Here is a 13,825-nt window from a genome sequence, read left to right on the forward strand (position 1 = left end):
ACGCCCTCGTACAGGGTCCAGTACTGGTCGACGGCCCCGCCCTCGAAGCCCGTGCTGTAGGGCAGGGAGGCGTAGGTGTCGGCCGGATCGCTGACGGTGATGTAGCCGGTCTTGGTCTCGCCGTCGCTGCCCTGGGCGTTGGTCGCGGTCAGGGTGACGGTGTACGAGCCCGAGGCCGTGTACGTGTGGCTCGGATTCTGGGCGCTCGAGGTGCCGCCGTCGCCGAAGGTCCAGGCCCAGCTCGTGGGCTGGCCGGTGGACTGGTCGGTGAAGCTGACCGACAGCGGGAAGGTGCCGCTGGTCGGCGCGCCGGTGAAGGCCGCCGTCGGCGCCGTCGGCGTGGAGCCGCCGCCGCCCACGGCCGCGGCCGCGTCGACCATGCCGTAGCCCGCGTAGCGGTCCCAGCCGCTGCCCGACTCGACGCTGGTCACGTCCTGCGCCGTGTCGACCAGCTGCTGCCGGATCTGGGCCGGCGTCCAGGTCGGGTTCTTCGACTTGATCAGGGCGCACACGCCCGCCGCGTACGGCGTCGCGCAGCTCGTGCCGTTGAAGTAGCCCGAGTAGTCGCCGCTGTCGTAGCCGCCCGAGCCCATGATGTCGGTCGTGGGCAGGATCGTGGGGGCGATGATGTCCACCGCGCCCGCGGCGTCGCGGGTGTTCACGCCGTAGTTCGAGCCCCACCACCGCTCACCGTCGCAGGTGTAGCCGTTGGGGTCGGTGTTCACGCCCGGGTTCACTTCGCCGCTGCTGCTGGACGAACGCTTGCGCTCGCCGCAGGGCGAGGCGGCGCCCACGCCGATGACGTAGGTGTTGATGGCCGGGTAGCTGATGGTCGAGGCGTTCTCGTTGCCCGTGGCGGCCAGGATGGTGCACCCGGCGTTGTAGGCGTAGAGGATCGCCGTGTTGGTGGCCGTGTCGCTGCTGATGGCGGCGCCGAGGCTCATGCTGATGATGTCGGCGCCGTTGTCGGCCGCGTAGTACAGGGCGTTCTGGATCGCCGAGAAGTACATGGAACCGGCACTGTTGGCCACCTTCAGCGGCATGATCGAGGCGCCGCCGGCGATGCCCACCGCGCCGAGGCCGTTGCCATTGATGGCCGCCGCGACGCCGGCGCAGGCCGTGCCGTGGCCGGCCGAGGCGCTGTTGTCGTCGGGATTGCTGTCGTTGTCGCCGAAGTCGTAGCCGGTGACCTGGCGCAGGTCGGGGTGCCCGGCCTCGACGCCGCTGTCGATGATGGCGATGACGACCGAGCTGCTGCCCCAGCCCTGGCTGCCGTCCCAGGCGGCCTCGGCGTTGGCGTCGAACCCGAAGGTGCCGACGGTGTTGGGCAGGGTGTGCTCGTAGGTGCCGCCCCAGTCCAGGTCGTTCAGCTGGACGGTGTTGTTGTGGCCCCAGTGGTCGCTGTAGAGGGGATCGTTGGGCACCGCCGCCGGGTAGGCGATCCAGTCGAAGGACACCGCCTGCACCGACTTGTCGGCCCGGAAGCGGGCCGCGATGTCGGCCAGGTCGGCCGGACCCTCGAAGCGGTACATGAGCCAGCGGTCGACGCCCAGGTCGGCCGCCTTGCCGGCGTTCGCCACCCGGATGTACGGCCGCTCGACGGCCAGCACGCCGGCCTCGTCGGCCAGTTCGTCCAGCGACTCGAGGCCGATCTCGTTGCCGGGCGCCTGGGCGCCCTTGTCCGTCAGGGTGCCGAGCAGCGACTTGCCGGCCGCATCGGACTTGATCTGGACCAGGAGCCGGTCCGGGGCATAGGGCAGGGCGGTGACGCCCCGGTTCGTGAAACCGTCCTGCACGGGCGCGAAGGTGCGCAGCGCGGCCGTCCGGTGCGACGCGTCCAGGGCGGACTCGTCATCGGCGGCGAAGGACGGGAAGCTGAGAATGGCAGTCAACAGGATCACGAAAATGGCGAGAAGGGGTTTTCGAATCATGTCATCTCCTGCGGGTTCATATGAGGAAGGACGAGAGATTTCGTCCGGCGCGAGGCGGTCCCCGGACCGCCCGACCGGACCCCACGAGGCTACCATCGTCGCCACCGGCCAATCAAGAGTGAATCTCGCCTAAACCAATATTCTGCATACAGTTATCAAAAGTCTGGTCACGTTGCCGGGACAATTGTAGCCCCAAACGGGCCCGGCTTGTCCGATGATGCGCCGTTCGTTTGCCCACCGAACAAAAGACGCGGCCTCCCGCAGGAGGCCGCGTCCGATACGACGCCGGTGCGATGGGCCGGGCCTCAGCGCTGCACGGCCATGAACACGCTCCGCTGCTGGGTCGGCTTGAACACCCGCAGGAAGACGGGGCGATCGGTGTTCTTGCCCAGCTCCTTCTGGAAGGCCTGGAACGAATCGATCGCCACGCGCCCGACCTCCACGATGACGTCGCCCTGCTCGAGGCCCTCGCGGGCGGCGTTGCTGGTGGGAGCGACCTCCGTCACCAGCAGGCCCACGAGGTCGTCCGGCAGGTTGGACATCGACCGCAGCCGCGGCGTGAGCTCCCGCACGGTGACGCCGTCGAGGGACTCGTCCTGGTCCGGATCCGCCGGACGGGCGTTGCGGCCGCCGCCGGTGTCGGGCAGCTCCTCGAGCTTGACGACGAACTGCTGCTCCTTGCCGTCGCGCACCACGGCGAGGCGCACCTTCTGGCCCACCTCCGACAGGCTGATCACGTTGCGCAGCATGCTGGGGCTGGTGATCTCCCTGTCGTCGACGCTCAGGATGATGTCGCCGTTGCGCAGTCCGGCCCGCTCGGCCGGCGTGTTCTCGCTCACCTCGTTCACGAGCACGCCGCGGGGCGCCGCGAGTCCGTAGTAGTCGGCGATGCCCTGGTCGACGGTCTGGGGGTAGACGCCCAGGTAGGCCCGCTGCACGTGGCCCACCGTGCGCAGCGATTCGACCACGCGCATGGCCATGCTGGTGGGAATCGCGAAGCCGATACCCTGGCTGCCGCCGCTGCGGCTGAGGATGGCGGCGTTCATGCCCACCAGCTGGCCGTCCATGTTCACGAGGGCCCCGCCGCTGTTGCCGGGGTTGATGGAGGCGTCGGTCTGGATCAGATCCGAGTACTCCATCAGGCCGATGCTGCGTCCCAGCGCGCTGACGATGCCCTTGGTGACGGTCTGGCCGACGCCGAAGGGGTTGCCGATGGCCATGACCTGGTCGCCGACCCGCAGGTGGTCGCTGTCGGCGACCTCGAGGAAGGGCAGGTTCTCGGCGTCGATCTTGATGAGGGCCACGTCGGTCGGGGGGTCGCTGCCGACGATCTCGGCCTCGTACTCCCGCTCACCGGCGAAGGTGACGTGGATCTTCGAGGCGTTCTCGATCACGTGGTTGTTGGTCAGGATGTAGCCGTCGGGCGAGATGACGATGCCCGAGCCGAGCGAGTGCTCCATGCGCTCGCGGTTCTGGTGGTCCTCGTCGTCGGGCATATTGAAGAAGCGCCGGAACATGGGGTCGTCCATGAACGGGTGCTGGAAGCTGCTCTCGACCATCTTGTCGGTGGAGATGTTGACCACGGCGGGCATGGTCTTGGCCGCCACGTCGGCGTACGACCGCAGTTCGCCTTCCCAGGCGGAAGCGGCGGTGGCCGACAGGGCCAGCATGAGGATCGTCAGGGCCAGCAGGCCGCGACGACGCATCTCTCGGGTACGCATGGTGTTGTCTCCTCGGGACCCCGGCTGGGGGTCCGGCTCGTCGGCGGGGGGTTCGGGACCCTCGCCGCCATTCAGGGGGTCGCTCCAATCGGCCGCTGATACTCGCACTGCCCCGATAAGTTTCCACAAAAAAGGACGACCCGCCACCAGGGCGGGTCGCCTCGATCCGATCGGCCGCGAGGAGCCGCGCGTCCGTGCCGCGTCCGGGGACTAGCCGTCGTCGCCGATGGCCTCGGTGGGGCATTCCTCCATGGCGTCCATGCAGGCCTGCTCCTCTTCCTCGTTCTCGGGCTGCTTGCTCACGAACGTATAGCCCTCGTCCTCGTTGCGTTCGAAGTTGTCGGGCGCGGTCTGGCGGCACAGGTCGCAGTCGATGCAGTTGCTGTCCACGTAGAACTTGCCGTCGACGCTTCCTTCGACCTTGTCGGTGTTGTCAGCCATGGGCTTCCTCCTGGCGGATCCGGCTCTCGATGCGGCTCCGGAGCCACTGAAAACCGTGTTCAACGACCCCTTACGGTTCCTAGATATATCACAATTCCCGCGGAGCCAAGAATTATTGTCCGGTTTCCTATCGGCCGCTAGCCCTTGTTCTTGAACGGCAGGAAGGTCATGAAGTCGGCGTGGTGCACCACGTAGGCCTCGGTCGTGCGCTGCACCAGGTTCCCCTCGCCCGCGTGGGCGGCGATGATGTGGCACACCTCGGGCGGCACGCCCGCCTCCATGGCCAGGCCGACGCCGCTGAACGGGTGCCGGACGTACTTGCCCATCTCGCTCTTGCAGCTCCGGCCGTTCTCGTCGAGGTCGTACTCGAGCAGCTTGCCCACGTCGGCGAGGATGGCGCCGGCGATGGTCACGTCCATGTCGACCGGCAGGTCGTCGCCGAAGAAGTCGTTCATCTTGATGGCCGACTCGCGGGCCACGTGCACCACGCAGCGCTTGTGGGCCATGAAGCTCACCTTCAGGTCCGGCACGAGCAGGGTGAAGGGGATGGTCTGCAGGTCGGCGGCGGTCAGGGGGCTGCGCTCGAGGGCCAGCTCCCAGGTCTTCGCCGTCGCCTCGCGCAGCTGCGCGTCCTCGATCCATTCCAGTTCGGGCCACAGGGCCAGCACTTCGGCATTCATGGCGGTCTCCTTCGGGCCCGGCGTCGCGGGGACGGCCGGGGCGGCATTCGGTGTCGGGGCCTCAGGGACGATAAAGATGGAACGAGTCGCGCGATCCGTCCAGCGCCAGCAGGCTCCCGTCGGCCAGGATCGTCACCGTGTAGAAGGACCGCGGCGCCGGCCCGGCGAGCAGATTCCAGTCGGACGCCGGCGGGTCGCCGTCCAGGGTCAGGACCAGGCAGGGATTGTCGGTCCAGACCAGCGGGCGGGCACCCCCGCGCGCGGAGATCCGGAAAAGGCCGGCCAGGGCCCCGAGGCCGTGCGAGCCGACGTTCCGGAAGCCGCCCCCCTGCGGATCCCAGAGCAGCAGGTTCCACTCCTGCCGCCCCGAGTCGCCATCGAGCCGGTCCAGATAGGCCAGGCGGCCCGTCGCCGTGGCGAAGATGTGCTCCGGATCGTTGATGCGGCCCAACGTGAATCCGCCCTCGTCACCGAGGATGCGCACTTCGGAATCGAGGCCCCGGTAGATGAGACGGCCGTCGCCCAGGGGCCAGACCCGCTCGCTCGGCAACGAGCCCTCGTCGGCCAGCAAAAGGGGCTCCCAGCCGTCGGACCAGCGCCAGAGCCGGTCGGTGACGACGTGCAGCCGGCCGCGGCCATCGACGGCCGCGTTCTGCAGGGTGCCGGACGGCGGGGCGGCGTCGACCCGGGTCACCGCGCCGTGCAGCACGTGGAAGAGGCCGCCCGCACCGACGACCCAGAAGTCCGTCGGGCCGCGCCCCGCCCCGGTGCTGGTGGCGTAGGAACAGCCGGGGAAGTCCGACCAGTTGCAGATCGCCACGCGCCGCCCGACCTCCTGGAACGCGATCCCCGCCTCGGTCATGACCAGCAGGCCGTCCGTCCCCGCGGCCAGCACGACCGAGACGGGAAAGCGGCCGCCCGGATCGGCGGTCCAGGTCTCCCCGTCCCACCACCGGACGCGACCGCGCCATTCGGCCGTGACCCAGTGCGTGGCGTCGCGGGCGCTCACCCCCGCGAAACCGATCCGCTCCGGCGACGACGGCGCGCCGCCCGACCAGGCGATCGTCGTCCAGACCTGTGCTCTCGAGATCCCCTCGAACTCCTCGGCGAAGAGACGGCCGGGGACCGAGCGGAAGCGGACCGCATCGAGTTCGTAGCCGGAGAGGGCGCCCAGGTCGATCCACCCGGCGGTCGTGCGGCCCCAGACAACGGTGGCCGCCACCAGCAGATGCCCGTCGGGCATGACGTGCAGGCCCCGCAGTTCGGTGCCGGCCCAGGGTCCGGGCGCCAGCGGCGTCCACGTTTCGCCGACGCGGGCCCACACCGAATCGGAACCGGCGATGGCGACGAAGAGGGTGTCGCCGCGGGCCGCCACGCCGCGGATGTCGACGCCCGCCCGCGGCGGCGCGAACGTCCGCCAGCCCTCGTCGTCCCGCCGGACGAGGGTCCCGTCCGGGCCGCCGAACCAGGTCGCGGCGTCCTGCCGGTCGCACACCGGCAGGTCGTCGGCGACGCCCGTCTCCTCCCGCCGCCAGACGCCGGCCCGGCGCAGCCACGCCTCACCGCCGTCGCCGCGGGCGAGGAACGCGTCGGGGCCGACGGCGACGACCTCCCGCAGGGGCATCGTGGCCGGGACGGTCTCGACGGTCCAGGCGCCGTTCTCGCCCAGGTAGACGGTCTTGTCGTTGGCGAGCAGCAGCACGCGGCGCGCCGCGACGTCGGCCCCGGGATCCCACGCCGCATCGATCAGGTAGCCGTCTCCGAAGGTCTGGGGCAGCTCGATCCAGCGGTCGTCGATCGGCCACTCCCGCCCGCCGCCGGGTGCGAGCAGGGGCACGCTGTCGCCCTCGCCGCAGCCGCCGCCCAGACAGAGCGCCAGCAGGCCCAGTGCCGGCACGAGGGCCGTCCGGCGGCGCCGCCACGCGCCCCGGCTCACGGGGCGCCTCCCGCGGGATCGACCCGCAGCACCCGGTCGTGGTCGAACCCCAGCCAGCCCGTGGCCGTCGCGGTGATGGCGCGGGGCGTCCAATAGCCCAGATTCTCCGGCGGGGACGCCTGCAGCAGCTGCCAACGCCCGCCTTCGCGCACCATGAAACGGGACGAATCGACCGACCAGCTCAGGAGCCGGTCGTCGGCCAGCCGCACCGCCCCGTACAGCTGTTGGACCACCAGGCCGCTGGCGCCGCTGCTCCGGTACGGTGTGATGTCGAACACCAGGTCGCCGCTCAGTTCGCGGGCGCCCCCGGTGCCCAGGACGAGGCCGCTCCCGTCGCCGAGGTCGTGCAGCTGCCGGATATCCCAGTCGATCGGCAGCCAGGTCTGCCGCAACGCTCCGTCCGGTCCGAAGCGCCCGATACGGTTGCTGCCGGTGACGACCTCGTACAGGTCGGAGGCCACCCGGCGGAGTCCCAGCAGGCTGCCGGTGGCGAAGGCCACGTCGGCCAGACGGGTCGCGCCGCCGTCGCGCCAGCCGAAGAGGCCGTCCCGCGCCAGGACCAGCACCTCGCCGTCGGCCTGGGCCGCCATGGCCACCGGAACGGCGCCGCCGAGGTCGACGACCGCGAGCCCGTCCACCTCGCTCCAGGTGTGCAGCCCGTCCCCCCCGAGGACGAGGACCGCCCCCCGATCGTCCTTCAGCACCGAAGGGAGGCCGCCGGAGGAAATCCCGGTCCCGCCGATCCGCGTCCAGTGTCCGGGATCGGCGGCGTCCTGCACCAGCAGGATGCCCAGGATGGTGTGCGCCACCAGCCGACCGTCGGTCTCGACGACGCCCGTGAGGTCGTCGAGGTCCGGCGCCACCTCGGTGACGGCGTCCGGCGTCACGGCGAGGGCGACGCCGTAGCGGCCCGCGACCAGAACACCGCCCGGGACGTCGGCCGAGAAGTTGAGGTAGCCCTGCTCGACGACCTGGCCTTCGTCGTGCCAATCCGTGCCGTCCCAGCTTGCGAGGTGCCGGCTGGTGAGGGTCATGAGGGTCTCGCCGAAGAAGAAGAGGTTGTCCGACCAGAGGTCCAGGTCGTCGTGCACCTCCCATCCGTCGCCGTCCCGGATCAGGAGCGCGTCCCCGCCGCAGGCGTACACCAGCTGGCCGCCGGCGCTCTCGGCGCCGTGCATGTCCCAGAAGGCGGGCATGACCGGCAACGTGTCGCGCGCGACCAGGGCCGTCTCGGTCAGTTCGTACCAGACGCCCGCGAACGACGTGACGAAGACCCGCCCGTCGCGGAGCGGCTGCACGTGGACGAGATCGTCCGCCAGGGACGTGAACTCGGTCCAGTTGCCGGCATCCTCGCGCCAGAGGCGCTCCCGGCCGGTCGACAGGACGAGCCGGCGCCCCGCCGCGTCCCGCCCGAGCCAGCCGAGGGAGTAGGAGAGCTCCACGACCGGGGTCCACTCCCCGTCCGCATGCGACCAGACGACGCCGTCCCGGCCCGCGACCTCGAAGGAGCCGTCGTCGTTGCAGAGAACCGAGGTCAGGTCCTCGTCGGTGGGCGGCTCCAGCACGTCGTAGCCGTCCGGGCGGATCCGGACCGCGCGTCCGCTGCGCCCCACCATGACCACGTCGTCGGGGGCCCACCCGCCGCAGGCGAGAAAGTCGAGTCCGGCCGGGATTCGGGTGACCTCCGTGATGCGGCCGCCCGGCAGCCAGGTCGCCACCTCGACGGCGGTTTCGCCGACCGTGTAGCGGTCCTGGCGACCGCAGCCGACGAGCAGCAGCAGCGCCGCCGCGACCGGCAGCGCCCGCCGCGACCAGCCCGGCACGAATTTGCCCCGGCCCAGCACGGCCGCGGCGACGATGCCGACCGCCGCCACGACGCCCATGATGGCGAAGGGCCAGCCGTAGGCTCCGGTGCCGTCGCGCACGGCGCCGGCCAGGGGCGGCACCACGAAGATGCCCGCGTTGCCGCAGGTGGCGAGCAGGCCGTAGCCCCGGCCGGTGTGCGTCGCCGGCAGCAGGGCGCCGGGCAGGGCGACCGTCGGCGTGACCACCGCGGCCAGGGACAGGCCGAGCGCCAGCCCGATCAGCACCGGCGGCACCGTCCCGGTGGGCACGGCCGTCAGCGCGGCGGCCATCACCATCATGCCGGCTCCCATGAACAGGGCGCGCCCGCCGTGGCGATCGGTGAGCCAGCCGGTGACCATGCCCAGGGCGGCGCTCGTCCACATGGGAATGCTGGTGAAGAGCCCGCGGGCCGTGAGGTCGAAACCCAGGGCGAGGTAGTGGTCGGGGGCGAACGTCATGAAGGAGGTCATGGCGCCGTTGGCGCAGAACCACACCACGCCGGCGATCCAGATGGGGCGCATGGCCGGACCGCCGAGAGGCAGCGGCCGATCGGCGGCGCCGCGCGCCCGGCCCAGCGACCGCCCCCGCGTGACCCAGCCGATCACACCCAGGAAGACGAGCCCGATGACGAGCACCGCGCCGCCCACGCGCAGGGCCACCGCCCGCCAGCCGGCGTCGGCGGCGAGCGGCCCGGCGGTGTTCAGCACCACGATGATGCCGAGCGGAATGCCCGAACTGCTCACGCCGAGCGGCAGCCCCAGACCACGCCCGCCGAAGAGGCGGATGACCAGTCGCTGCAGGGCGACGACCCCGACCATGGCGCCGCAGCCCGCCAGGATCCGCGCCGCGAGGATGAGGCCGAAGCCGGGCGCCAGGCCCAACGCGACGGTGCCGGTCCCCATCAGCAGCAGGCCGGTCCCGCCGACGAGCCGCTCGCCGTAGCGATCGACCAGCCAGCCTCCGGGCAGGGAGAGCAGGATGCCCGGCAGGGCGAAGAGCGACATGAGCAGACCGGCGGCGCCGCGTCCGATGCCCAGATCGGCGATCACGTCGGGCAGGATCGGCGGCAGGAAGTGGAAGACGAAGCCCACGCCGACGAAGCCGCCATAGACCGCAGCCAGCCCCAACCAGGCATTTCCTGCCGGGTAACGATCCTTTACGACCTTCTCAACTGATTGCGTCACAGTAGCTTGTCCAGATAGTCGGGCTTCGGTCACATTCCCCGCGGAGATGCATTGTGCAATCCGCGTCGGCCATTCTCGCAGATTGCCACGTCCGGTGCGACCCCCAATCGGCGGCGCGAAACCCGACCGCCTGACTCGGTATTTCGTAACGATCAGTTTTCCACCGGCTTCGGGCAAGCCCCGACGGCGCGGAATCCGATGGCACCCCCTTTGCAGTTCCGGGGCACGACGAGATTCGGGGGGCAGTTACCCGAGGAGACCACTTCCAGCCGCCACCGTGAGAACCCTCGGCGACGGACGGAGCCTCAAGGAGAGACAACCGTGATGAACAGCAAACTGATCATTCCCTTCATCGTGTGCCTGATGGCCTTCAGCATTTCCGCCGGCGCGGCCCAGGCCCAGACCGAGGTCCAGGTCCAGTACCAGTGGACCGCCCCGACCACCGGTTCGCCGGTCGACCACTACGTCGTGGAGCATTCGGTGAACGGAGGGGCGTGGACCCAGATCGCGACGACTTCGGCCACCACCTACACCCTGTCCGCGACCGTCGGCAATTCGCACCAGATCCGCGTGGCGGGCGTCGACGCGGCCGACCGCCAGGGCACCTACTCGGCCTCCAGCGATCCCTACACGCCGGACCTCGGCGCACCCGGTCAGCCCGGCAAGCCGATCGTCTTCTGATCCGCGAGGACGGAAAAGGGGCTGGTCCCCAACGGCGAACTCCCCCGCGACCACGAGGTCCGGGGGAGTTTTCTTTGCGGGCCGGGGGCGCCGGCGGCTCAGTCGCCGCCGATGGGCAGGATCCAGCCGACGCGCAGCCCCACGTTGTCCCAGTCGTAGGAGACGGGTGCGGTGAGCTCGTCGCCGCTGAAGAAGCGGTAGGTGTCGAACCGGTTCACGCTGTACAGGGCGCAGAACTCGAAGGCGTGCACACGCAGGCCGGCGCGCAGGCCCAGGCCGGGCGTGTTCACCGACTCGTCGAAGGGCTCGGCCAGGTTCTTGTTCAGACCCACCACGCGGTTGCGGTACCACCCGCCCGCCAGCGCCGCGAAGGGACGCGTGCCGGCGCCGGGGCGGCCCCCGGTCCACATGAATTCCAGGGTGTAGCGGAGGCTGGTGGCCGTCACCGAGAAGTCGCCGAAGTCCGGATCGGTGCTGTGGTAGTTGCGGTAGTCGACCACGTGGAAACCGGGCGAGAGCGACCAGTGGGGCGAGAAGTGGTGGCGCCAGCGGAAGCCCAGCTCCAGTCCGTCGCGGGCCCCGAAGCCCAGCTCGGAAATCGCCGGGCTGAAGTCGTCGCCCAGATCGCCGCCCGGTCCGGCCCAGCCCACCTCGAGCACGACCTGGCCCGGCGGGGTGGCCGGCTCCGGCGCGCGCCCCGGGGCAGCGGCGGCGGGTGTGGTGGCGAGGAACGCGGCGCCCAGGAGCAGCGCGGAAAGAGGCAGCGGACGGGGCATGGGCTCGACTTTCTGGCTCGGGTCGGCGGGGGACCCGCCGGCGGGTCCGGCGGCATGATATCGCGCCCCGACCGCCTTGGCAATCGGGAGCGAAACCCTGCTACACCGTCGCCCGCACGGGATTCCCACCGATCCGACCCCGCGATCCAGGCTAAAGACTTCCTATAGATCTCCGATAAGGGCATCACGGACAGGGGGGACCATGCCGGCCCTCCCGCACGGGGATCATCCAGGAGAATCCGCTCATGAAGAGAACCATTCTTTCGGCATTCGTGCTGGTCGCGCTGGTGGGCGCGTTCGTCGCGGCCCCCGCCCTGGCCGACGTCAACATCGGCGTGCTCGCCAAGCGCGGCGCGCCGCAGTGCATGCAGCAGTGGGGCGCCACGGGCCAGTACCTCAGCGAGAAGCTGGGCACGCCCGTGAAGATCGTGCCGCTGAAGTTCGAAGCCATCAAGCCGTCGGTCGAGAGCGGCCAGGTCGACTTCGTGCTGGCCAACTCGGCGTTCTACGTCGAGCTCGAGAAGGAGTTCGGCTGCCGGGCCGTCGCCACCCTCGTGAATTCGCGCAACGGGAACGCCCTGAAGGAATTCGGCGGCGTGGTCTTCGTCAAGGCCGACAGCCCGATCACGACCCTCGCCGACATCAAGGGCAAGAAGTTCATGGTCGTGAAGAAGTCGTCGTTCGGCGGCGCCCAGATGGCGTGGCGCCTGCTGAAGGAGAACGGCATCGATCCCGAGACCGACTGCGCCGAGTTCCTCTTCGGCAACAAGCACGACAACGTGGTGCTGGCCGTCCGCAACGGCGCCTGCGACGCGGGCAGCGTGCGCAGCGACACCCTCGAGCGCATGGCCGACGAGGGCAAGATCTCCATGGACGAGTTCCGGGTCATCAACAAGGTCGATGACGACTTCCCGTTCGTGCACTCGACGCGCCTGTATCCCGAGTGGCCCCTGGCCGCGTGCAAGAGCGCCGATCCGGCCGTCGTCGCGCAGGTCGTGCAGGCCCTGCTCGCGCTGCAGCCCACCGACACCGCGGCCCAGTCGGCCAAGATCGTCGGCTGGACCGAGCCGCTCGACTACGGTCCGGTGCGGGAGTGCCTGACCATCATCCAGTACGGGACCTTCGCCGGTATCCAGTAGTTCTCGGGGGGAGCAGGAATCATGTCCCGATTCGGAGTCAACGCGAAATTCCTCCTCGCCATCACGGCGGCCATCCTCGTCATCCAGACGGCGGGCGGCCTCGTGTCCGTGCACCAGAGCCAACGCGGCATGGAGCACCAGGCGGAGGAGCTGGGCGCCATGCTGCAGGCCGCCCAACAGGCCGAGGTCGCCCGGACCCATGAAGCCCTCGACGCCAAGCAGGAGTCGCTGGGGCTGGTCCTCGGGGAGATCGCGGCGACCTACATCATCGGCTACGACTTCGAGTCGCTCGGGCGGCTCGCGGCGACGGCGGCCAAGGAGGCGGACATCGCCTTCGTGGTCTTCCGCGGCACCGACGGCAATGCCCTGACCCCCGAGGTCGAGGCGGCCGACGACGTCCGCACCTACAGCCACGAGGTGACCTTCGACGGCCAGGCCGTGGGCGAACTGGTCATCGGCATGTCCCAGGCCCGCGCCGAGGTCGTGGCCGCGGAGACGCGCGCCAACCTCGAGGCGGCCCTGGCCGAGGCCGAGGCCGATCGGACCCACGCCGGGCGCGTGCTGCTGCTGTGGTCGGCGGCCATCGGCACGGCGGCGCTGCTGATCCTGGCCGGACTGACCTGGTTCCTGCTCTCCCACATCATCATCCGGCCCATCAGCCGGGTCGTCACCGACCTGGGCTCGAGCAGCCGGACCGTGAACCTCACCTCGCGCCAGGTGGCCGAGGCGAGCGAGACCCTCTCCGAGGGCACGGCCAGCCAGGCCGCGGCCCTCGAACAGACGGCCGCCTCCCTGGAGCACCTGTCGGCGCGGACGCGCACCAACGCCGAGAACGCCGGCCAGGCGGCGACCGAGGCCGGCCTGGCCCGCGACGCCGCCCAGCGCGGCGGCGGCGCCATGGAGCGCATGGGCGAGGCCATCGCCCAGATCAAGAACTCGAGCGACCAGACGGCGACCATCATCAAGACCATCGACGAGATCGCCTTCCAGACCAACCTGCTGGCCCTGAACGCGGCGGTCGAGGCCGCCCGGGCCGGCGACGCGGGCAAGGGCTTCGCCGTCGTGGCCGAGGAGGTGCGCAACCTCGCGCAGCGCTCGGCCGAGGCCGCGCGGAGCACCGGTTCGCTCATCGCGGAGTCGAAGGCCAACGCCGACCACGGCGTGGCCGCGGCCGCGGAGGTGAGCGCGATCCTGGGCGAGATCGGCGAGCGGATCGACGGCGCCTCGTCCCTCGTGCAGGAGATGGACTCGGCCATGTCCGAGCAGGCCAACGGCCTCGAGCAGATCAACGCCGCCGTGGGCCAGATCGACAACGTGACCCAGGCCAACTCGGCCTCGGCGGAGAACTCGGCGGCGGCCAGCCGCGAGATGACCGGCCTGGCGACGTCGTTGGCGAACATGGTGCAGGCCCTGCAGGAGATCGTCGGTGGCCACAGCGCCGGCGCGACGCCGCGCGCAGCGGCACCATCCGACGCCGGCCGGCCGGCGCCG

General features: G+C 70.5%; 9 protein-coding genes and 2 pseudogenes. 3 read left to right on the forward strand and 8 right to left on the reverse strand.

The features are described from left to right. Positions 1-92: 92 nt before the first annotated feature. From KDM41_06225 to KDM41_06255, 7 genes and pseudogenes are all read right to left on the reverse strand, one after another. Positions 93-380 (reverse strand): annotated as a pseudogene (locus KDM41_06225) (PKD domain-containing protein). Then, positions 381-1,532 (reverse strand): annotated as a pseudogene (locus tag KDM41_06230) (S8 family serine peptidase). 704 nt (positions 1,533-2,236) lie between these two features. After that, a complete protein-coding gene (locus KDM41_06235) occupies positions 2,237-3,652 on the reverse strand; it encodes a DegQ family serine endoprotease (GenBank protein ID MCB1183011.1) in 1,416 nt (471 codons plus the stop codon). A 210-nt stretch (positions 3,653-3,862) separates the two neighbouring features. Then, entirely contained in the window at positions 3,863-4,093 is a 231-nt protein-coding gene (locus tag KDM41_06240) for a ferredoxin (GenBank protein ID MCB1183012.1), read from the reverse strand. Positions 4,094-4,230: 137 nt separating this feature from the next. Further along, positions 4,231-4,773, reverse strand: coding sequence for an HDIG domain-containing protein (locus KDM41_06245; GenBank protein MCB1183013.1), 543 nt, complete (start codon positions 4,771-4,773; stop codon positions 4,231-4,233). A gap of 61 nt (positions 4,774-4,834) precedes the next feature. Further along, complete coding sequence (locus KDM41_06250) at positions 4,835-6,709, reverse strand: hypothetical protein (GenBank protein MCB1183014.1); 1,875 nt, start codon at positions 6,707-6,709, stop codon at positions 4,835-4,837. Beyond that, positions 6,706-9,681 (reverse strand): MFS transporter, encoded by a 2,976-nt coding sequence (locus KDM41_06255; protein ID MCB1183015.1) that lies wholly within the window; start codon positions 9,679-9,681, stop codon positions 6,706-6,708. The genes KDM41_06250 and KDM41_06255 overlap by 4 nt, the downstream gene beginning before the upstream one ends. 381 nt (positions 9,682-10,062) lie before the next feature. On the opposite strand from KDM41_06255, the gene KDM41_06260 reads away from it, so the two are divergent. Then, the gene (locus KDM41_06260) at positions 10,063-10,419 is read left to right on the forward strand and encodes a fibronectin type III domain-containing protein (protein ID MCB1183016.1); all 357 of its coding nucleotides are present in this window, start codon (positions 10,063-10,065) and stop codon (positions 10,417-10,419) included. Between the two features lie 98 nt (positions 10,420-10,517). On the opposite strand, the gene KDM41_06265 is transcribed toward KDM41_06260, so the two are convergent. Next, entirely contained in the window at positions 10,518-11,195 is a 678-nt protein-coding gene (locus tag KDM41_06265; protein MCB1183017.1) for a hypothetical protein, read from the reverse strand. Between the two features lie 245 nt (positions 11,196-11,440). On the opposite strand from KDM41_06265, the gene KDM41_06270 reads away from it, so the two are divergent. After that, entirely contained in the window at positions 11,441-12,334 is an 894-nt protein-coding gene (locus KDM41_06270; GenBank protein ID MCB1183018.1) for a phosphate/phosphite/phosphonate ABC transporter substrate-binding protein, read from the forward strand. Between the two features lie 21 nt (positions 12,335-12,355). Then, on the forward strand, positions 12,356-13,825 hold a 1,470-nt coding region (locus KDM41_06275; GenBank protein MCB1183019.1), incomplete at its 3' end, for a hypothetical protein.

Source organism: bacterium (assembly GCA_020440705.1).
In the GTDB taxonomy this organism is placed as follows: Bacteria; Krumholzibacteriota; Krumholzibacteriia; order LZORAL124-64-63; family LZORAL124-64-63; genus JAGRNP01.